At 51.7% G+C, this 20,534-nt stretch carries 18 protein-coding genes and 1 riboswitch; all 18 genes read right to left on the bottom strand.

Annotation, left to right across the window (positions count from 1 at the left end):
* Nucleotides 1-64 precede the first annotated feature (64 nt).
* On the bottom strand, nucleotides 65-1,153 hold the full coding sequence (locus tag CHI14_RS21455; protein WP_095291078.1) for a cobalt-precorrin 5A hydrolase: 1,089 nt from the start codon (nucleotides 1,151-1,153) through the stop codon (nucleotides 65-67).
* On the bottom strand, nucleotides 1,146-1,943 hold the full coding sequence (cobM, locus tag CHI14_RS21450; protein ID WP_095291076.1) for a precorrin-4 C(11)-methyltransferase: 798 nt from the start codon (nucleotides 1,941-1,943) through the stop codon (nucleotides 1,146-1,148). The genes CHI14_RS21455 and cobM overlap by 8 nt, the downstream gene beginning before the upstream one ends.
* Nucleotides 1,940-2,656 carry a precorrin-2 C(20)-methyltransferase gene (gene cobI, locus CHI14_RS21445; RefSeq protein ID WP_095291300.1) on the bottom strand — a complete coding sequence of 239 codons (717 nt, stop codon included), beginning with the start codon at nucleotides 2,654-2,656 and terminating at the stop codon, nucleotides 1,940-1,942. Before cobI ends, cobM begins: the two co-directional genes overlap by 4 nt.
* Nucleotides 2,657-2,688: 32 nt before the next feature.
* The gene (cbiE, locus tag CHI14_RS21440; RefSeq protein WP_249281196.1) at nucleotides 2,689-3,969 is read right to left on the bottom strand and encodes a precorrin-6y C5,15-methyltransferase (decarboxylating) subunit CbiE; all 1,281 of its coding nucleotides are present in this window, start codon (nucleotides 3,967-3,969) and stop codon (nucleotides 2,689-2,691) included.
* On the bottom strand, nucleotides 3,932-5,086 hold the full coding sequence (locus CHI14_RS21435; RefSeq protein ID WP_095291074.1) for a cobalt-precorrin-5B (C(1))-methyltransferase: 1,155 nt from the start codon (nucleotides 5,084-5,086) through the stop codon (nucleotides 3,932-3,934). Before CHI14_RS21435 ends, cbiE begins: the two co-directional genes overlap by 38 nt.
* Nucleotides 5,087-5,802: 716 nt before the next feature.
* Entirely contained in the window at nucleotides 5,803-6,450 is a 648-nt protein-coding gene (locus CHI14_RS21430) for a precorrin-8X methylmutase (protein WP_095291073.1), read from the bottom strand.
* Between the two features lie 69 nt (nucleotides 6,451-6,519).
* Complete coding sequence (cobK, locus tag CHI14_RS21425; protein ID WP_095291071.1) at nucleotides 6,520-7,290, bottom strand: precorrin-6A reductase; 771 nt, start codon at nucleotides 7,288-7,290, stop codon at nucleotides 6,520-6,522.
* Nucleotides 7,287-8,555: a sirohydrochlorin chelatase gene (locus CHI14_RS21420; RefSeq protein WP_095291070.1), complete on the bottom strand. Its 1,269-nt coding sequence runs from the start codon at nucleotides 8,553-8,555 to the stop codon at nucleotides 7,287-7,289. Before CHI14_RS21420 ends, cobK begins: the two co-directional genes overlap by 4 nt.
* A 201-nt stretch (nucleotides 8,556-8,756) precedes the next feature.
* Complete coding sequence (gene cobJ, locus CHI14_RS21415; protein WP_095291068.1) at nucleotides 8,757-10,655, bottom strand: precorrin-3B C(17)-methyltransferase; 1,899 nt, start codon at nucleotides 10,653-10,655, stop codon at nucleotides 8,757-8,759.
* 400 nt (nucleotides 10,656-11,055) lie between these two features.
* Nucleotides 11,056-11,244, bottom strand: a riboswitch (cobalamin riboswitch).
* Between the two features lie 197 nt (nucleotides 11,245-11,441).
* Entirely contained in the window at nucleotides 11,442-12,266 is an 825-nt protein-coding gene (locus CHI14_RS21405) for a uroporphyrinogen-III synthase (RefSeq protein ID WP_095291065.1), read from the bottom strand.
* 131 nt (nucleotides 12,267-12,397) lie between these two features.
* On the bottom strand, nucleotides 12,398-13,600 hold the full coding sequence (locus CHI14_RS21400) for a GerAB/ArcD/ProY family transporter (protein WP_170948214.1): 1,203 nt from the start codon (nucleotides 13,598-13,600) through the stop codon (nucleotides 12,398-12,400).
* A 48-nt stretch (nucleotides 13,601-13,648) separates the two neighbouring features.
* Nucleotides 13,649-13,870: a hypothetical protein gene (locus CHI14_RS21395; RefSeq protein WP_095291062.1), complete on the bottom strand. Its 222-nt coding sequence runs from the start codon at nucleotides 13,868-13,870 to the stop codon at nucleotides 13,649-13,651.
* Complete coding sequence (locus CHI14_RS21390) at nucleotides 13,863-15,053, bottom strand: Ger(x)C family spore germination protein (RefSeq protein ID WP_170948213.1); 1,191 nt, start codon at nucleotides 15,051-15,053, stop codon at nucleotides 13,863-13,865. Before CHI14_RS21390 ends, CHI14_RS21395 begins: the two co-directional genes overlap by 8 nt.
* Before the next feature lie 13 nt (nucleotides 15,054-15,066).
* A complete protein-coding gene (locus tag CHI14_RS21385) occupies nucleotides 15,067-16,650 on the bottom strand; it encodes a spore germination protein (RefSeq protein WP_095291059.1) in 1,584 nt (527 codons plus the stop codon).
* Nucleotides 16,651-16,825: 175 nt separating this feature from the next.
* Nucleotides 16,826-17,812, bottom strand: a complete 987-nt coding sequence (locus CHI14_RS21380) for a siderophore ABC transporter substrate-binding protein (protein ID WP_095291057.1) — start codon at nucleotides 17,810-17,812, stop codon at nucleotides 16,826-16,828.
* Nucleotides 17,813-17,851: 39 nt separating this feature from the next.
* A complete protein-coding gene (locus CHI14_RS21375; protein ID WP_095291055.1) occupies nucleotides 17,852-18,610 on the bottom strand; it encodes an iron ABC transporter ATP-binding protein in 759 nt (252 codons plus the stop codon).
* Entirely contained in the window at nucleotides 18,604-19,566 is a 963-nt protein-coding gene (locus CHI14_RS21370; RefSeq protein ID WP_095291054.1) for an iron chelate uptake ABC transporter family permease subunit, read from the bottom strand. Before CHI14_RS21370 ends, CHI14_RS21375 begins: the two co-directional genes overlap by 7 nt.
* 2 nt (nucleotides 19,567-19,568) lie before the next feature.
* On the bottom strand, nucleotides 19,569-20,522 hold the full coding sequence (locus CHI14_RS21365) for an ABC transporter permease (protein ID WP_095291052.1): 954 nt from the start codon (nucleotides 20,520-20,522) through the stop codon (nucleotides 19,569-19,571).
* Between the last annotated feature and the right edge of the window lie 12 nt (nucleotides 20,523-20,534).

Here is a 20,534-nt window from a genome sequence, read left to right as displayed (position 1 = left end):
AACGATGCGGCTTAAATCAACGATAATGGCTTCATCTCGTGAAGCGCATGATTCCAGAAATAGTTTAGTCAAAAGGGATTCGCGTTACGGAAATCGTCAGGTTCCCGCTCTTTTTCTTCTCCAGCAGCCAGTGATCTGCTCCGGAAGACAATAATGCCGCAGGCTCGCTCACACCGTAAGCGCCGGTATATTTAAATACCGTCTCCGATGGATTTGGAAGCTTAACAGTATTTAGCTCGGCTGGCGTGTACGTCACTAGTTCCCAGCCATATTTGGCGCATAGAGCCAGCAGGCCTTCTTCATCCTTTTTCAGATCGATCGTCGCTATGTTTCGTACGCTTTTCACCGAAAGAGACAACTCTTCCAATGTGGTGAGCATCTCCTGCTCCAGTTCTTCGGCAGATGTGCCGCGGTTGCAGCCCATGCCCAGTACGAGGCTCTTCGGTCGATACAGCACACCATTCGTCAGAAAACGTGTCTGTTCATCTTCTGTGAGCAGGCGGTCGCTGACCACAAGTGCCGCATTAAATAGAAATGACTCGGTTTCCTCCATGCTGCTGAAGACACGGATATGATCCGGTACAGGCTTGTTATATCGCCACCAGTTCCGCTCTCCCGTCTCCTGAATCAGCGCAACGGGCTCCTCGTTAACAACTGCCGCACTGACTGGCGTAGCCTTGTCGAAGCTGTCCACGATCCAGCCCAGCTCCCGTCCGAACATGTCTACCGGAATCGTTCCTTGCACATCCGAAGCGGTTGTTATTACCGCACGTGCACCGAGTACTTCTGCAACCTGACGAGTCAGTTCATTCGCACCGCCGAGATGGCCGGACAGGACACTGATGACGTTCTCTCCGCGGTCATCAATAACCAGCACGGCAGGATCCACCTTTTTGTCCACCAGAATTGGGGCGATCATGCGGACTACCGCCCCCAGCGAAATAAATAGAATGATGCCATTGTACCGCTTGAACAGATCCGGCAGAATCAGTTTCACCGAGCCTTCAAACAGCTGATAACCCAGCTCTTCTTCATCCCCGCGGGCGAACTTGCTCATGTAATACACATCCGTACCCTGGAATTGTCCAGCCAGATTGCGTACCATCTCCACGCCATGCTTCGTAATGGCCACGGCTGCAAACGGATTACTCACCGGACTTCACTCCTTTACGATAACCATGGGTGAAGGATTTGTCATACAGCTTGGAACGATGGGCATCCCGGTTCACTAGATCGGGATCAAGTGCCCAGCCTGCCAGAATCATCGCATGCATCGTAATACCAGCGGCACGCAGATCGGCAGCCAGATTGGCGAGCGTGGTCCGTACAATTTTCTGATCCGGCCAAGTCGCCCGCTGCACAACCGCAACCGGTGTATCTTCGCTCCACCCTGCGGCGAGGAATTCAACCACGACTTTTTTCGCTAGTGTTGCACTCAGGAAGAGGGCCACCGTACAGTGATGCGATGCCAGATCACGCAGCTTCTCGCGTTCCGGCACTGGCGTACGTCCTTCTGCGCGTGTCAGAATAACCGTCTGCGTCAGTTCAGGCACAGTTAGTTCCGCTCCGAGAGCGGCCGCCGAAGCAAAGACCGAGCTAACACCCGGGATAATCTCATACTCCACGCCCTGCTGTTTCAGCAGTACCATCTGTTCCAGAATTGCGCCGTACATCGCCGGATCACCAGTATGCACACGAGCTACGCTGCGGCCTGCACGAGTGGCTTCGCACATGAGCTCAACCTGCTGCTCCAGATCCATGCCGGAGCTTTGCAGCACTTCTGCTTCAGGCTTTGCCGTCGCAATCAGTTCATCGTTCACGAGGGAGTCGGTGTACAGAACCAGATCTGCATTTTTCAAAATGTTCGAGCCCTTCACCGTAATCAGTTCGGGGTCACCCGGGCCTGCACCTACGATATATACTTTCGGTTCCAGTGTTTTCATTTGCTCACCACCATCAGGCTCAGATATTCCAGCTCCTGCCCTTTCAGTTCACGGGCATCGCGCCAGACCAGTTCATATGGAGAAGTGACTTTGGTGACAACCGAGGCTTTGCCCCCGAGACCCATCTCGTCCAGCAGTTCAAGCATCGGGTCAAGCACCTTCGCCACTTTGATAAATACAATCGTATCGTGATGCTCAATTGCCTGACGCATCGCTTCCTTATCGGCGGTTGCGGGGATAATGCCCACCTGCTCATCACCGTCTGCCAGATGGATATCCAGTGCAGCAGCGGCACCCAGTACAGATGAAATTCCCGGAATCGAAGCAATGGGTACTTCGGGATGCAGTTCACGCATCAGTCGTGCCAGATGAATAAAGGTGCTGTACAGATTCGGATCGCCTTCGGTTACAAAGGCCACATCCTTACCCTCCTTCAGCGCACCCCAACAGGCTTCGACGGTTTTGCCCCACTCCCGTTCAAGGACAACCGGGTCCTTGGTCATCGGAAAGATCAGGCCGAGCATCTCTTTCTCTTCCGGGTTAACATACAGTTCCACGATCTCGTGGGCATACGATTTGCCGCCTTTACGCTTCTTCGGATACGCCACCACCGGACACTCTCGGATCATTCGGTATGCCTTCACCGTAATCAGTTCCGGGTCTCCCGGCCCGACACCCACGCCATACAGCGTACCTACTGCTGCGGTACTCATGTTGTTTTCCCCCTTGTCCTGTCCTTGAAAAGTCATTCTTCCGCTCCGGCTACCGCTTCCTCTGTCGCTGCATGCTGGCCTGTGATCACGTAGATTGGATTCAATCCGTCAAAACGGGTCATGTTCAGAATCGGCTTGCTGCGCGCCGTCTGAAGCAGCGTCACCGATGCATCCATACCCGCTTCACGCATGGCCTTCATGCTGTCATGCAGCGTCTCGATTGTCGCTGCATTCACGACGATGCGTCCCTCGGGGCGCAGCCGGGACGCGCATAGGGCGATCAGCTGCGCGAGCTCGCCGCCGCTGCCGCCAATGAACACCGCATCCGGATTCGGTAGTTCGTCCAGCCCTGCTGGTGCTTTGGCATGAAGGACGGTAAAGTCCGTCCGGAATTTGATCCGGTTGGCCTCGATGTTCACGAGGTCCCCTTCGTTCTTCTCGATGGCGAAGACCTGACCCCGCGGCGCGAGCCGCGTACACTCCACCGCCACCGAGCCGGAACCTGCGCCGATATCCCACACGATGCTGTCCTCGCCAAGTCGCAGCTCCGACAAGCTGAAGGCGCGGACCTCGCGCTTGGTAATCAGGCCCTTCTCCGGTTTGCGCTGGTGGAATTCCTCATCCGCAAACCCAAACCCTTTGCGCGGCGGCGGTGCATCCTTGCGGCGCAGCAAAATAACGACGTTCAGCGGGCTGCATTCGGCTGCCGCCAGCTCGTCCAGGGTGTAATGGCGGGCACGCTCGTCTGGCCCGCCGAGGTTCTCGGCAACGTAGGCATCATACTCGGTCATGCCGAACTGCTGCAGATAAGCTCCGATCGCAGCGGGGCTGTTATGTTCGTCCGTGAGCAGCGCAATTTTGGCTTGGCCATCAATGCGCTGTGCAAGGCCTTTGAGCGGACGTCCGTGCACGCTTTCAAGCACGGCGTCGTGCCAGCTCTCGCCAAGCTTGGCGAATGCCAGCTGCAGCGAACTGAGATTAGGCCGGATCTCCAGTTGATCCGGGCCAAGCTTACGCGCAAGATACCCGGCAATTCCGTAGAACAGCGGGTCTCCCGAGGCAAGCACAACGATGTTGTGCGTGTCCTGCAGCGCTTTTATTTTCACAACCAAGTCGCTTAATCCGCTCCTAATCGTGAGCTTCTCTCCCGCAAATCCTGGGAAGTACTGCAGCTGACGTTCGCCGCCCACAAGCACATCCGCTTCCTGAATCCGATTCAGACTATCCACCGTCAATCCTGCCGCACCTTCTTCACCTACGCCGATGATACGGATTCTATGATTCTTTGCTCCAGTTGCTGTCGTCCAGTTCACTGATTTCCGCCCTCCCCAGTTCCATTCCTTTCATCGTTACCAATACCACTTCAACCGTTACGCCGCCTCCTGCATGCTCCAGACAGTGCCTACAGGCGTACGTACATAGCTTTTCAAAATAGGGCAAATACCCCGCCTCAGTCATCATGTCGGCCACTTGAGTCGCCGTGTTGGCTTCCTCGATCGCTTGCGCCAGTTCATCTCCAGCCCCGGTCTCGCGGGCCACGGACGCAAGAAATCCAAAATCCACCGGCGCACTCTTGGAGTGCACCATCATGACCCCTTGGGCCACTTTGGCAAATTTGCCCGGCATCCCGACCAGGCTGATGCGTTTCATGCCCAGTCGTTTCCCGTGTTTGATGGCGAAACCGACAAAGTCACCCATCTGAATGAAGGCTTCTTCAGGCAGTTCGGGCATCATTTTCATCGCATATTTCTCACTGCTGCCGCCTGTCGTCAGCACAATGTGATCGCAACCGGACGCCTGCGCAACTGAGATGGCCTGTACCACACTGGCTTTGTACGCAGAGGTCGAGAACGGAACGACCACGCCACGTGTGCCCAAAATGGAGATGCCGCCCAGAATGCCGAGACGCGAATTCAACGTCTTCTTGGCGATCTCTTCGCCGTCCGGCACGCTTATGACAACCCTCACACCTCTGGCTGTCCCATGTTCGGCAAGTACCTGGGTCACAGCCTCGGTAATCATGCGGCGCGGTACAGGATTAATCGCCGCTTCGCCCACAGGAACAGGCAAGCCGGGCTTGGTGACACGACCTACCCCGATGCCGCCATCCAGCTCCACACCAGGCTCCTCCCGCCAGGAGACATGTGCGATGATCTTCGCCAGATGCGTAGCATCCGGGTCATCCCCGGCATCCTTGATGGTGGCACAGGTGGCCGTGCCGTCCGTCATCAGTTCCTGCTCGATCAGTTCGAACGAGTGGTCAAAGCCTGCGGGCAATGAAACCACAGCCTGTGCAGGAGTAACTCCGGTTAACAAGAGCTGCGTGGCCCCCTTGGCAACGGCCGTAGCGCAGGCTCCTGTGGTGAAGCCGGAACGCATCGGTTTGTCCGGATCGGGTGCTTCCCCGCTTTTCATGCGTTTCTTTTCCATGGCTTTGAACCTCCCGTCCTTTCTTATCACATTACATAGTAGATGACACTTGGATCACCGCGTATGCGAAAACTACGGGGTAGCCGCTACGGGTACGGATCGTTCTTCCGATCGCTGTTGTCTCCAGATTTCTTTGATTCCCTTATGTATAGGGAGAATTCCGGAGACAAAGGCGAACGCTGTCGCTTCTACAGAATCGATTCCGTCCCCTTCGCTACTCCCTGCGTCTTTGCATACCTAACAAAGTTCGTGATCAAACCTCATGAGCTAAACAATGTCATGAGGTTTATTATGGGTAACTGGACATTCCATGCTACTAGCAGATAGCTTGGAATGTAGTTACCAAGTTTACGGTTCATGCCATCACAATTTAGCAATTGAGCGATGTTTAAGGATCGAATCTACCTCATGCATTTTGTACCCTACATGCTCCAACATTCGCTCCGTTTCAGTTGATCATGGCTGACTCTAACGATCTCAGGAAGTGCTATTCGAGCCGATCTCTACAACCTGAAAATCTAACGAATCGTAGCGTGGCTACTTCAACATAAAGCCCATGTCCCCACCGTTTTTGGCGGCTTTTGAGCAGAATAGCTTCACTCAGGTTCGTTAGAGTTTAAAACTCATCATTAACGATAATGTAGAGCCCTTGAGGTTCGTTAGCGCTGCCCTTTATTCCCTGCTCGGTACGCGCTCAGTTTAGGCTGAAACAGCGACTAAGCCTTCACTGCCATCAGTGAGATCGCGTTCAAGGCAGCTACCACGATGGTGCTGCCGCCTTTGCGGCCGATGTTCGTAATAAACGGGATGTCCAGCTTGCGCAGCTCGTCCTTGGATTCGGCTGCGGACACGAATCCGACAGGCATACCAATGATTAAGCCTGGCTTGGCTTGGCCTTCTTTTACCAAACGAATCAGCTCCAGCAATGCTGTCGGTGCGTTACCAATGGCATAGATTCCACCATCGTAGGCCTTGGTTGCTTTACGCGTCGAGATGATGGCCCGCGTTGTATTCAACCGCTTCGCTTCCTCCATCACATCTGGGTCGGAAATATGCACGTGCACATCTCCGCCGAACCCGCGAATACGATCCTTGCTGACACCAGCCTGGATCATCTGTACATCGGCAATGACGGATTGTCCCGCACGAAGGGCTGCAATTCCTGCCTGAATGGCATCCGGATGGAACACCATGCTGCGGCCAAGTTCGAAGTCAGCTGAGGCATGAATGACACGCTGTACAACGGGATATTGTTCTTCTGTGAATGGGTGCTCACCCAGCTCCTCGGTAATCATCTCGAAGCTTTTTCCCTCAATCTCCTGAGGCTGTACAGTTAATGGTTTAAATTCCGTTTTGAAATCCATATGCACTCACTCCTTCAATCGTAATATGATTCAAAATGGGTCTATCCCAATTTGATCTATTCGGGTGTCCTACTCCGCCAATACGCGCTTTAACTCGGAGAGTACGCCTTCAAATTCATCAAATACCGTTCCGAATTCGGCTTCTGGGCGGGATATCAATACAACCTGGATGCCTAACTCCAGCGCAGATTGAATCTTCTCATCTACAGCCCCGGTCTTGCCGCTTTCCTTGGTCACCATAACGGTGGTGGCATAATGCTTGTACAATGCTTCGTTCATTTCACGGGAAAAGGGCCCCTGCATCGCAATAATATTGCGCTGTTCCACACCCAGTTCACCGCATTTCTCCATATTGTCGAGACGCGGAAGCATACGGGCAACGAGACGAATGTCAGGATCACCGAGCAGATGCTTGGTGAAAATCTGCAGCGTTTTGCTTCCAGTCGTTAACATGACAGAACCTTTGAGCTCTTTTGCCTTAAGAGCGGCTTCATCATAGGAAGGTACGACATGAAGCAGCGGATGGTCATCGTAGGCAAGTCCCGTTCGCTCGTAACGGATATAAGGGATTCCTGCCTGTCTGGCTGCTTCCATGGCATTGGCATGGGCCTCTTCCGCAAAGGGATGACTTGCATCTACTATGGCACGGCTTCCTTTTTCACGGACAAGCTGGACCATGGCTTCTATCGTCAGCCTGCCTGTTCGAACCGGCAGCCCCGCCTCGGACAGACTGTGCGCTGCACTCTCGGTTACAACCGATGTGAGTACGTCCATCCCCTGCTGCTGAATCTGTACAGCCAATTCCCGCGCATCACTTGTACCGCATAACATCAAGATCATGGACGGTTCACCCGCTCCGACGCAGCTGCGATCTGAGCATGCCCAGCATCTTCTGGTGAGATGTTCTCTCCGTCTCCGCCCTCTTCATCTTGATTATGCAACGTACCTTCGTGGTCATGATGCGAATGGTGCAGTTCCCCGTCGTGGTCATGATGATAATCCAGCGATGCTTCACGGCTGCTCACGGCATGTTCGTGAGTATGATGCTCCTTATCGTGGTGGTCGTGATCATCTGCGTGATGATCGTGGGTGTGTCCATGGTCCTGGTCATGATGATGATGATGGTCATGGCTGTGATCGTGTGCATGATCGTGATGATGGTGGTCATGACTGTGATCGTGTGCATGATCATGATGATGGTGGTCGTGGTCATGATCGTGGTCGTGATGATGATCGTGATCATGGTGATGGTGGTGATGTTTGGCAGCCTCAAGTCTGAATTGGCAGTTGTCGCAGTTGGCCGCTACCCGTCCATTCAACCCTTCGTTCGCGCGTTCCAATACCAGTTCTACCAATTTCGGATGGAATCCAAAATATCCTCCAATTTCTACCTGAACGTCCGGATGTGCGGCAGCAAATTCTGCTGTCATCTCATCAATGCGTTTGATCAGTACACCTGTGAAAAGGAAATAAGGCATGATGACGATTTTCTTCGCCCCGAGCAGGAGACAACGCTGCAATCCATCCGGGAATGAAGGCTGCGTCACGCCGATAAAGCTGCTTTCGGCCCATTTGTACGGTAGCTTCTCCCATAACATCCGGGTCATTTTGAAAAAGTCACTGTTGGCATCCGGGTCACTGCTTCCCCGTCCAAGGACAAGCACGGCTGTCTCCTCATCCGTGACAGGAGCAGGCGGAGCCGCCACTGCTGCGCCGCCTTGATTGGCGGTAACAAGGACAGGCTGTGCTTCCTGCAGACGGGTTTGCATAATTTGAACGACTTTCTCATGTACGCCAATCGGACGCCCATATACGAATTCCACTTGCGGATAACGAATCTTGGCCCGGTCGATGGCATTCGGGATATCAATTTTGGCGTGGCCCGCAGCAAACAGAATAATCGGCACCAATACAACGCGCGTTGCCCCTTTATCCACACAAGCGGTAACCCCTTCGGCAATACTCGGTCTTGTTAATTCCAAAAAACAGGTCTCTACCACGGTATTCTCCGGTGCTTTCTCCGCTACCGCACGTGCAAACTCCATTAACTCCCGGTTCCCCTCGGGATCACGGCTGCCGTGTCCCACCAGCAAAATGGCATTCATCTCTGGCTTCTTCCTCCCCCGCCTGATCCATAGACCAGGCATCTCAATTTTGGTTGTGCTTACTCGGTAAACGAGCCTTTCACGCAGGGTAACCTGGTTACCCAATCATTTCGATCTATAAAAAAGTGCAATGAACATTTCCGGTATAACTACAAACGTTGGATAAAAAATATTCAGACGATAACAACACTGGCACAACCCCTAGTCGCCGCATACCGGGTTTACTTCCACGGTCACAGGCGCATCTACGTGACGGAAGCCCTGAATTACCCCGACGCGTTTGAAAAATTTATGGAATCTTTCATTCGGGTGTCCCTTTTCCTTGTACTCCGCTACGATCCGCTCCACAATCCCGCCAATCTGATCACCTGGTATCCCCTCGGCTACCGGCTGGGCAGGGTGAGCGTTTCGTCCGAACTTCTTGCCGCCAAGGAACAGGTCGTACCCGCCTTTGCGGTAGACGATTCCGATGTCCTCGAGTACGGCACCATAACATGCCATGCCGCAGCCATTCAGAGCCACGCTGGTCTCTTTCGGCGCACTAAGTCCGCCTATAACAGCCTGCAAATGATTGGCCATCGGAACAGCATCATCCTTCTCCATATTGCAGAAGTCACAGGCCTTCACCTTAATAACGTCACCGATCGGCACCACGATGAAATTCGCTGCACGCAGTTCCTCTACCAGCTGATCCGGTTCAAAGGTCGGTACCCGCAAAATAATCTGATGCTCCGGCGTGTATTCCAGCTCGCCTTCTTCACTCGCGCATTGCGCCAGCAGCGCCATCTGGGCTGCTGTAAACTTCTTGTTGCCGACGCCAGGCGACACGCCAATCTCGAACAGCGGTGCCTTGCGTCCCGGCTCGGGTGCTTGCCGCTCAGCAGATGCCCCTGCCGTCTGCGGCGTCCCGGCTGGCACGCCTGACCCGGCTGCATCCAGCCAGCGGCTGGCCGCTTCGCCAGCGAGCTTACCGCCTGCCGCAAGCCGCGTCAGCGCCTCGGCAGCCAGTTCGGCTGCACCAGCATGCGGCACCGCCAAGGCAGCACGCGGTGCACCTTGCACCGCCGCAGGCCGCTCGGCTGCAAGCACTGCGGTACTGCCGCCCGCTGGCTGTGCAGCAGGCATGCCGGCGCCCTGCTGCCCTTGCGGCTCCATGCCTGTACTGGCGCTTGCGCCGCGCAGGGCTGTTTCCGCCGCTGGCTGTGCGGTCTGCGCATCGGGGACCGTGCCTGCTGCATCGGCGGCAGCGGCCGAACGGGCCTCCATCGCGCCGAGCGACCAAGGCTCAGCTTCCGTGCGGAGCCGCTCATGCGGTCTGAGCGGCTGTTCCGCGGTATTCAGCGTGTATTTCCGCTGATATCCGCGCGGTGTGACCATGAGTCCTTCGTACATCATGGTCGAGGAATTACCAATGATCACCGTCGTAAGCATGCCGATATCATGATTCAACATGTCTTCCAGCGTGGTCATCACGACATCCTGACGTTCACGGTAGGCACTTTTTACAAGCCCCACCGGTGTCTGGGGACTACGGTATCGCAGCAGCATCTCCTGCGTCTCCACGATCTGGCGTGTCCGGCGTCCACTGCGAGGGTTGTACAGAGCAATAACAAAATCAGCTGATGCTGCTGCTTCAACTCGGCGAATAATCGTCTCCCATGGCGTAAGGTGGTCACTCAGGCTGATCGTACATGCATCATGCATCACGGGTGCACCCAGCAAGGAAGCACAGGATTGAATGGCAGATACACCCGGAATAACTTCAACGCCAACGCCAGTTTCCGGCTTCCAGCCTTGCTCCATCAGCACCTCATACACCAGTCCGGCCATGCCATATACACCTGCATCGCCACTGGAGATTACTGCAACGATTTTACCCATCTCGGCCTGTCTGACCGCTTCCTGTGCCCGGCTTACTTCTTCGGTCATGCCTGTACGTACAATCTCCTGTCCGTCCAGAAGTGGACGAATCAGATCAACGTAAGTGTTATAACCAATGATGACCTCACTCTCCCGAAGTGCCTCCAATGCCCGTGTGGTGATATGCTCCATCGCTCCCGGGCCAAATCCGATAATCAGCAGCTTTCCTTGACTCTGCATTGCTTCTCCTCCTCCATCTCCCTGTTCACCCTTAACACGCCAATCACATCTATATCATCGCTACTTTAGCCGTTGTCTGTAACGAGCTCTTGATTATTGAGTTGCTCCGTGCAGCTCAACCTTCTTATCCCGGCTATTCCAAAACAGTGAAAAAGGACGGCTTGACCGACCTTCTTCTTCGCGGCATGTTCGATTAAATCCAGTTCCGGATCGACTGTAAAAAAACAAAAAAATCCCATCCTTATAACGGATGGGATACGCATGTACGTACACTCAAGAAGACAGTCCACGGCCCTATAGAGGATAGACCTGTGGCTGCATGGCCGCAAAGGGCCTGCCAGGCGAACCGGTTGTTCGCCCGTTTCCTGATTCTTCGTACACCACTCCTTTCCGCGAAGGGTTCGGTGACACATGCAAGGTAGGTCTCCTGGCTCTGGATCATCAGCTTCCTTTTCTGTCTTCCCCGAATGTACGAGTGACTTGGATGAAAAGGGCTTCCCCATTACAGTGGCGGGACCGCTCGGGATTTACACCCGATTCCCTGTTACCTCTTGCTCGACGCAAGAGCACCTTGCTTGTTTTCATGAATGATATTGCTTTCATCATAACACCGCTCAGGAAAAAATGTCCATGCTTATGATGTTTGTCCTTGATTCTATTTTCAGACAAAACGGAAAAAAGTTCTGATCCAGAACCGATCAGAACTTGAAATACGATGTCCATATACGAAACCCTCAATAACGATCTTACTGGATCCTTTAACAGACCTGCGTCCTGATCTGCTTATCAGGATTGATCTGCGTTTGCTGCAGCAATATATCGTCCCAGCTCAACGATGAGCGCTCCCATCTTTTCTTCCTCCGGAACAACTCGTGCTTCAATCCCTTCTTCACGCATGGCGTTCGCAGTCACTTTGCCGACAGATGCGGGAATGACACCGTCCCGGAAGGCCTGCTGCATCTGTTCCAGCTTGCCTTGGGAAGCCGCATACTTTGCCAAAAACCGTACTTGGGGACCGCTGGTGAATGCTACGGCATCAACCTCACGCTGCACAATTTCATTCAAAAGCAGTTCCAGTTCGGCCTCTTCCGGTGGTACATGACGATAAGGCAGAACCTGTCTTACCTCGGCCCCCTGTTCTTCCAGCCAGTTGACCAGCTTCGGCGCAGTCTCTCCATGAAGCTGGAGCATGACTTTCTTGCCGGCAAGATCATGTGGTGCGAATTCACGGATCAGCCCGTCCGTACTGCCGTCATCATCCCGGACCAGCGGTGCGAGCTTGCGCTTACGAAGTGAGTTCACCGTTTTGTATCCTCTTGCCGCAATTGAAGCTTCCGACAGAACATCCAGCAGTTGACCAGCTATGTCCATATCCTCTGCCATTTCAAATATGGCATCAAGTCCCATGCCTGTAGTTAATACCGCCCAGTCGGGCGGATCAGAGATCAAGGAGACGAGACCATTGCGTATGTTCCGATCGTCCAGGAATACCGTTCCCTGTGCTGGCCGCACGAGTGGAATGCCACCCATTTTCTCAACTAACAACGCCATCTCCTTGGATTTACGTGGTCCCGTCAGTGCTACACGTATACCTGCCAAATGTTGAGCCATTCATGTTTCCCCCCAGTTCGTTCGTCCGAACGTCATTCGTTTGACTACAGTATACAGGGTAGTTTCATGGAGGGAAACCTTGTTTCACGTCATTTAGTGTGTTCTTCTATAACGATTTTTTATGATTGGCATCAGGAAGGCTGAAGCTCGCCCCCCTGCATTTCATCCTTTCCTGTGTCGTCTTCCTGGTCAGAATCGCGTCTGTTCTTCTCCTGTTCATGCTGCTTTTTGGATGGTTCACGATGCTTCTCTCCTTGACGTGAGGCGTCCTTTTCCTTTTTACGCGGTCGAAGAAACACGAAAAGAATGAGGGGGAAAATCACTTCGAACAGAATGGCAATCCATGTCCATTCCCGCGTGAAGCGGAACAGCTGAATCGCATTCTTGAAAAACCAAAATGCACATACGAATCCTACCAGCGCAACCGGACCGGTCATCAGCTTACCGGATACCTTGGGAATCATCCGTTTCAGTCCCCAGCAGATAAAATACAGGTCAAATGCAATCTTCGTAATCATGGTAGGCAGCGTAGCCGCAGCCAAGGCCAGGTCGAACCGATCCAGAAAGTCACTTACTTGCAGCTGTCTGGCAATTTCATACGAAGGATAAACCAGCCTCGATGCAATTGGCACACCAATGGAGGTAATGGTCTCGATCATAATCAGCATCATCAGCAAGGCAGCAATCGTTACTCCCCAAGTCACCGATCTGAACCGAAAGTCGCTTCCCTTGATTACAAAAGGCAATGCAACCATCTCTGCGAAGAAGGAGAAGATATACCAGCTTCCTTTACCCACACCTGCTGCATCAATATCGAAGTATGGCATCAGATTATCCAGGTTAATTTGTTGAATCAACATGAATGGGACAATGACCGAGTTGAGCAGAAATAAGGTAATGTACAGCTCGGACATCCCAATTAAGGAACCAAGTCCTCCTCTGACAATAAACACAGCCATAACCAAGAGAGACAACACGATAATGGATATGGGCGTCGTCTCAAGCAAGGTTATACTTACGTAGTCACCGATCAGCCGGATGTCACGGGCAAATATCAAAATGAAAAACATGATATACATTAAGCCCGTTACCCGTCCCAAGAAGGGAAATCTTTCGACCAAAGACTCAAACAGGTCCTGATCGGGAAACCGGCTCTGGACACGATTTAACATCCCCATCGATGCAAGTGTGACTAGAAATACAGGGATGTAGGATAGATAGGCATGCTGTTCGGCATAAAAAATGGCCTGTGCATGGGGTTGAATGAGCGTACCTGTTACACTCATCAGCAAGATTAGCAGCGTAAGCTGCCGGCTTGTCACTCCCTGATTCATCAAATACCTCCTTTCTGCCTGTTCATCCGAGATAACGATATACAACATCTATGGCAGCGGCAAGTACCGCTGGATCAAATGTGTAAGCCAAACTGTCAGAAAAAACGTTTTGCTCAGATGGGTAACATAGAACCAAATCCCGATGCTGCATGCAATCACGCCATAGGATAACCATCGGTTAATCGCCGCTGCCTGCCTCAGGTGCTTAAAGTCCATGATAATGACAACGATGACCATGGCCAGATAAGTAAACATGAGCGGCTTAATCATGGATGATCTCCTCCTCGGTCAATCCAATCGGTTTATTGGTGATCCCTACATTCTCAATGATGATATGGGGCTCTACCACAACCTCCATATTTGGATAAATGTCATACCAGCGGTCCTTGATCTTGTCCCATTCTTTCGGCATCTGCTGATGTATGGAACGACCCAGCCCCAGAATATCGGCATTATACTTTCGCTGGAGCAGCCTTACGCCCTCCTCGATATCTTCTTTCACTTTTTTGTGAATCGCTTCGTTAAGCGTCAAAATCTCACGTTCCCGCAGGTCGCCGTAATTCGATTCGTTATCCACCAAAACTCCCTTGGCGTATAGTTGAATCCTGACACTCACCTTGTCATTACGAATATGCGGCTGGAACGAAGAATTGTTTTCGTTCAGCTTCAGGAACAACGTCCCCTCTCCCTCTGGAGCTTTAATCATTACCTCTGGCGTATTGGCTTCACCCATAGCCAAAATAAGTGCATCCGCAGGGGCTTTTTCGATCATCCCCACCAGTTTGTCCTTTTTGAAGATGGCCAGTCCATCCAGCTTGATATTGGTTTTGACATCCTTCCAATCCTTCGGTACATTTTCAGCAACGGAAGCAATCGGGAGAAAGGGATCGATTCCGTCCGAAAGGATGGAGTCTATAAACAATTTGAGCGAACGCGGATGCCGCATATTCAAAAAACATAACTCGCGCACCATCTCCGAGGGGAATTTTTCAATCGGTGCGTCCGCATCTAGAACCTTAAACGCTTCACCCTTGGTGACTACAGGCATCGCAGACAAACGATTCAGTGGGTATCTGGTTAATAGGTCCAGCATGGGAGCAATCCCTTCCCTCGCCAAGTCCTCCCCGATCAGCAGCGTTCGACGATGGGCATAATAGAGACGCCGGGATAGGGCCTTTTGCCCTTCTAGCGAGGTCCCGCGAAACGTTTTGGCTGTCGTGGACAGCATGAACCAGGATTTATCCCCACTTGTGCCTCCACCGCCACCTTCACTTCCGGAAGCGCCAGACTGACCAGGTAACGCTATTTGCAAGCTTGTCCTATAATCCTGCTTCTCCTTGTCCACAGCAATTCCAATCACAAATGCAATATCATTAATTTCTTCACGATCCCAACAGCCTGATAACAAGAGGGTACACAGGAATAGCAGCACCACGGTGCGATATTTATGCATGAAATGCATGAGTTTACCACCCCTCCTCAGCTTCTGGCGAACCATTAATCTTGGCATTCATACGCTTCTGATCCCGATGCACTGTAGAAGGACGATTAATCATTTTCCACCATGGTGTACGAATGACTATATCCTTGGTATCTGTCCTGCTGTAAGGACTCAGCCCTGACAGGTACGGCACGCCGAAAGATGTCATCTGCGTCAGATGGACCGAGATCAATACCAGTCCGATGACAATGCCGTACAGTCCGAGCGCTCCGGCGAGCAGCATGATTGGAAACCGCAGCAAACGAACCGTGATAGCAAAGTTAAAGCGCGGGATGGTAAACGATGCAATACCTGTCATGGATACGATGATAACCATGGGCGCCGATACAATCCCGGCCTGAACCGCGGCCTGCCCGATCACGAGTGCACCCAGGATGCTGACTGCCTGACCTACCGTCTTCGGTAATCTGACCCCCGCTTCACGCAAGGCTTCAAATGAAAGTTCCATAATAAGAGCTTCCACCAGAGCCGGGAACGGAATGGCTTCCCTGGCTCCGGCGATACTCAGAATCAGCGTTGTTGGAAGCATATCCTGATGAAAAGTCGTGATGGCGATATAAAGAGCTGGCAGAAACAAGGCAATCGCCACAAACAGAAACCGGATCCATCGCACCAGATTGGTGATAAAGAACCGTTCATAATAGTCCTCACTGGCCTGCAGCATCTGCCACATGGTCACCGGACCAATCAGCGCAAACGGGCTGCCATCCACCAGAATGGCAAAGCGGCCCTCCAGCAGGTTCCCCACGACCGTATCGGGGCGTTCCGTATAATGCATCTGTGGGAACGGGGAATACGGATGATCTTCAATCAATTCCTCGATATACCCGGTTTCCAGAATGCCGTCAATCTTGATTTTGTTCAGGCGGTCCTTGACATCCTTGATATGGTTCGAATCTGCTATGCCGTCCAGATAGGTCAGCACCACATTGGTCTTGGTCTCTGTCCCGATGGTCATGCTCAACATTTTGAGTGACGAATTCTTCAACTTGAATCGGATGAGAGCTGTATTTACACGAAGTGTCTCCGTAAATCCTTCGCGTGGTCCCCGAATAACCGATTCGGTTTGAGGTTCCTCTACTCCCCGGCGAACGCCGCCTTTGACATTAAAGAGCCAGGCATCCCTGCTTCCATTAATCAGCAGAAGCGCCGATGATTCCAGCACACCATCTGCCGCTTCTGCCCAGGAGTCTACCTTCTTCACCTGCGTTAGTGCTATTCGGGTATCATCGATGGGGACGTCAGGCTCATCGGTACGCTGTTCGACCAGCCCCCGGATTAGTGGACGTAGCATATGATCCTGGATATCGGCCGAGTTCACAATCCCTTCGATGTACACCAGAAGCCCCTGAACTTCAGGTGATATCATGACGTTGCGGAATACCACATCCGAGCTGTCCGAGAAAATGTCTTCCAGGGCAAGCATATGGCTCTCATGTGTCAATCCGATGGGCTGTTTCAATATGGGCGGAGATGGCAGCCCCAAGGGGATATGTTTTTTTTCGGCTGCGTTTGAGGCAGCTTCTTTTCCTGTTGTCCTGTCGGCCATGTCCGTCCCTCCGCTCTTTTTTTATACAAGGTAGCTTGTGCCAAATGAACGGGAATTATGTGGACGATTTACAAAAATCCAAGCATCCTTCCGTCTTCAGGAAAACAAAAAAGGATCCCTGCATTCGCAGAGATCCTTCTTCCCAATTCCAATATTTTGCTGTTATACACTTCAGTTATTCGACGCTTGAGTCCACTTCCTTGATCATTTCCTGAATGGATTCCAGGCCGCCACCGGACAAGTACCAGTAGTTCGGGTCAAGGTATACAATGTGTCCTTCTTTGTACGCTGTTGTATTCTTAACCAGATCATTCTCGATGACCTGTTTAGCTGGAGCTGCTTCCCCACTGCCTGCAACCACTGCGCTGCGGTCTACCACAAACAGGTAATCCGGATTCGTTTCCATCACATATTCAAAGGAAACGCTCTGTCCATGAGTTGACACTTCAATATTGGCATCTGCTGGTTTAAAACCAAATACGTCATGAATGACTCCAAATCGAGAGCCTGCACCATATGCGCTCAGTTTGCCTTCGTTTGTCAGCACGATCAGTGCGTTTTTGCCTGCAGCCGTTACTTTGTCTTTCAAGGCTTGAGCAGATGCTTCGATGGTAGTCAACGCTTGCTCCGCTTCAGCTTCCTTGCCGAAAATCTCACCCAGTGTCTTCACGTTTTCCGTCAGGGAATTCATGTAATCCTCGGTGTCTACTGCCATATAAATGGTCGGTGCAATCTTGCTCAATTCTTCATATGAATCAGCCAAACGTCCCGAGATAATAATCAAGTCAGGACTCATCGCATTTACTTTCTCAAAATCGGCTTCTTTCAAACTACCAACGTTGGTGTACTTGGCGTCTTTATATTTTTCCAAATATGGAGGAACGCCTTCTTGAGGAACACCGGCAACTTCTACGCCCAACTGATCCAGGGTGTCCAGCACCCCATAGTCAAACACCACCACGTTTTGCGGATTTTTCTTCACTTTGGTCTCGCCAAGTTGATGTTTAATAACAATCTCCTCATTGGACTGTGCTGCCCCCCCATTGGCCTCTGAACCTGTTCCTGTGCTTGCACCCGCATTCTCCGCTGTTTTATTACCCCCGCATGCTGCCAGCACCACAGACAATACAACGAGCAGCGTAAACAACCAACCCTTTTTCATAAATAGACACCTCTCACTCTCTATATTGGTTTTACCTTCTTACGAAAAGTACACACAAATCTTGCGTCCATCGATCACCTGCACCGGAATATGCATGTCATATACCTGCTGTAATACTTCCGTATCAATGATGTCCTCCGTTTTGCCTTCCTGAACGACCCGGCCCTCCTTGAGCGCAACAATATAATCGGAGTAGCAGGATGCAAAATTGATATCATGAATGACAATGACTATCGTTTTGCCAAGCTCGTCCACCATTTTGCGCAGCACTTTCATAATCTGCACGGAATGTTTCATGTCCAGGTTGTTCAGCGGTTCATCCAGCAGGATATATTCGGTGTTCTGCGCAATAACCATGGCGATGTACGCCCTCTGCCGCTGTCCACCACTGAGTTCGTCCAAATACCTTTTGCGGTACGGACCAAGATCCATATAATCAATGGCTTCCTGTATCCACTGGCGGTCTTCCGGTGTAAGCCGTCCTTGTGAGTATGGGAAACGCCCGAACGCCACCAGATCCTCCACCGTCAGCCTGATATTGATATGGTTGGATTGTTTAAGCACGGATATTTTCTTGGATAACTCCTTGCTCTTCCAGCCTTCAATTTCCTTGCCTTCAATCAGGACCTGACCGGTGTCTTTGCCAATGAGCCTGGTGATCATGGATAACAGTGTACTCTTGCCGGCGCCGTTCGGTCCGATAAAGGACGTGATCTTCCCTTTGGCAATATTCAGTGATACGTCATCCACTACCCGGACGCCGCCGTATTGTTTTGAGACATTTCTGACTTCTACCACGACTTACTCTCCTTTAGCAGCAAATAGATGAAATACACACCGCCTACAAAGTTGATAATGACACTTACGGTTGTCGAGAAGGTGAATACCCGTTCCACGATCAGCTGTCCGCCTACCAAGGCAACGACAGCGATGATGACCGAGCCCCAGATCAGCACGGTGTGCCGGTGTGTCCGGAACACCTGATGAGCCAGATTCACCACCAGCAATCCCAGGAACATGATCGGACCTACAAGTGCAGTAGAGATGGACACCAGCACCATGACAACGAGCAGCAGCCGTTTCACGATATAGTGGTAATCCACACCGAGGTTCACCGCATGATCCTTCCCAAGTGCCAGAACATCAAGATACTTGGTGAATTTCCGCGCATACAGCAGGATCAGGAGGATGGAAGCCATCGAAATGATCAACAGATCCGTATTTACATTGTTAAAACTGGCAAACATTTTGCCTTGCAGGATGAGAAATTCATTGGGATCAATCAGGACCTCCATGAAGGAGGACAGGCTCTGAAAGAGCGTTCCCAGGATCAGACCCACGAGCAGCAGCAGATAGATATTGCGCCCTCGTTCCCGCCTGAACATGAAATGATGCAGCAGCAGGGCAAAGAGGGTCATTAGCAGGACAGACACTGCAAAATTAAGATTTTTATTTACAAAGCTGATATGACTGCTTCCAAACACAAACACTGCAAACGTCTGAAACAACATATACAGGGAGTCGAGTCCCATGATGCCAGGTGTTAGGATGCGATTGTTGGTTATCGTTTGGAAGATGGTCGTTGAGTATGCAATACATGCTCCAGTGACCACGATGGCCAGAATCTTCTTCCCCCGGCGCGGCAGGATATAATCCCAGTTGCCCCCCGACTGAATGACCAGAAACACACCAATCAGAATGAGCGCCGCTGCGATCAAGATGCCAAACTTTAGCGTATTCGCTGAATATTTCATTCTCATGACCCATTTGCCTTTCTTCGAAGCAGTAAATACAGAAACAGCACACTGCCTACGACTCCCACTGTCAAACTGATGGACAGCTGATACGGATAAATAATCAATTGACCCAGAATGTCACAGACCAGAACGAATATCGCCCCAAGCACGGCCGTATGGGGCAGAGTGTCACGCAAGTTATCTCCCTTATACAGCGTGACAATGTTGGGCACGACCAGACCCAAAAACGGAATGGTTCCTACGGTGATAATGACCACAGCCGAGACCATGGCTACCAGAATCAATCCGAGGTTGACCACTCTTCGATACGCCAGGCCAAGGTTGGTAGCGAAGTCTTCTCCCATCCCCGCCAGTGTGAAACGGTTGGCGAAGAGATAGACGATAATCAGCAGCGGAATACTGATATAGATCAATTCATATCGGCCCTTCATGATGGTGGAGAAGTCACCCTGCAGCCAAGAGGAAATGTTTTGGATCAAATCGTTTTTGTAGGCAAAAAAGGTCGTCACCGAACTAACGATGTTACCGAACATCAAGCCCAGAAGAGCGATGTAGATCGTGTCCTTGAATTTGACCTTCTCGAGAATTCGCATAAAGATCAGCGTACCTGCCAGGGCAAAGGCGAAGGCGACAAGCATTTTTTGCAGAGAGGACGCTCCAGGGAACCACATCAGGGTCACCAGAATTCCAAGCCTTGCGGAATCCATGGTACCTGCTGTTGTAGGCGAAACAAACCGGTTGCGTGTCAGCTGCTGCATAATCAGACCAATAACGCTCATACTGATGCCCGCGACCAGAATGCTGATCAGACGGGGAAACCGGCTGACTTGCAGTACCTGCAGCTGCACTGGGGTCAAGTGGAATATATCCAGGGGCGAAATGTCCGAATTGCCGATAAATATGTAAACAATAGACAGAACAGCCAGTGCGATCAACATATAACCTAACTTCATCTCTCTACTAAA

This window comes from Paenibacillus sp. 7516 (assembly GCF_002272715.1).
GTDB classification, from domain to species: domain Bacteria; phylum Bacillota; class Bacilli; order Paenibacillales; family Paenibacillaceae; genus Paenibacillus; species Paenibacillus illinoisensis_A.
The sequence above is the reverse complement of the archived record's forward strand: the minus strand, read 5'-3'. Positions and strand labels throughout refer to the sequence as shown.

Coding starts and splice junctions, on each gene's coding strand:
- cobM (WP_095291076.1), bottom strand. CDS start 1,943: ATGAAAACACTGGAACCGAAAGTATATATCGTAGGTGCAGGCCCGGGT.
- cobI (WP_095291300.1), bottom strand. CDS start 2,656: ATGAGTACCGCAGCAGTAGGTACGCTGTATGGCGTGGGTGTCGGGCCG.
- CHI14_RS21435 (WP_095291074.1), bottom strand. CDS start 5,086: ATGGAAAAGAAACGCATGAAAAGCGGGGAAGCACCCGATCCGGACAAA.
- CHI14_RS21430 (WP_095291073.1), bottom strand. CDS start 6,450: ATGGATTTCAAAACGGAATTTAAACCATTAACTGTACAGCCTCAGGAG.
- cobK (WP_095291071.1), bottom strand. CDS start 7,290: ATGATCTTGATGTTATGCGGTACAAGTGATGCGCGGGAATTGGCTGTA.
- CHI14_RS21420 (WP_095291070.1), bottom strand. CDS start 8,555: ATGAATGCCATTTTGCTGGTGGGACACGGCAGCCGTGATCCCGAGGGG.
- cobJ (WP_095291068.1), bottom strand. CDS start 10,655: ATGCAGAGTCAAGGAAAGCTGCTGATTATCGGATTTGGCCCGGGAGCG.
- CHI14_RS21405 (WP_095291065.1), bottom strand. CDS start 12,266: ATGGCTCAACATTTGGCAGGTATACGTGTAGCACTGACGGGACCACGT.
- CHI14_RS21400 (WP_170948214.1), bottom strand. CDS start 13,600: ATGAATCAGGGAGTGACAAGCCGGCAGCTTACGCTGCTAATCTTGCTG.
- CHI14_RS21395 (WP_095291062.1), bottom strand. CDS start 13,870: ATGATTAAGCCGCTCATGTTTACTTATCTGGCCATGGTCATCGTTGTC.
- CHI14_RS21390 (WP_170948213.1), bottom strand. CDS start 15,053: ATGCATAAATATCGCACCGTGGTGCTGCTATTCCTGTGTACCCTCTTG.
- CHI14_RS21385 (WP_095291059.1), bottom strand. CDS start 16,650: ATGGCCGACAGGACAACAGGAAAAGAAGCTGCCTCAAACGCAGCCGAA.
- CHI14_RS21380 (WP_095291057.1), bottom strand. CDS start 17,812: ATGAAAAAGGGTTGGTTGTTTACGCTGCTCGTTGTATTGTCTGTGGTG.
- CHI14_RS21370 (WP_095291054.1), bottom strand. CDS start 19,566: ATGAAATATTCAGCGAATACGCTAAAGTTTGGCATCTTGATCGCAGCG.
- CHI14_RS21365 (WP_095291052.1), bottom strand. CDS start 20,522: ATGAAGTTAGGTTATATGTTGATCGCACTGGCTGTTCTGTCTATTGTT.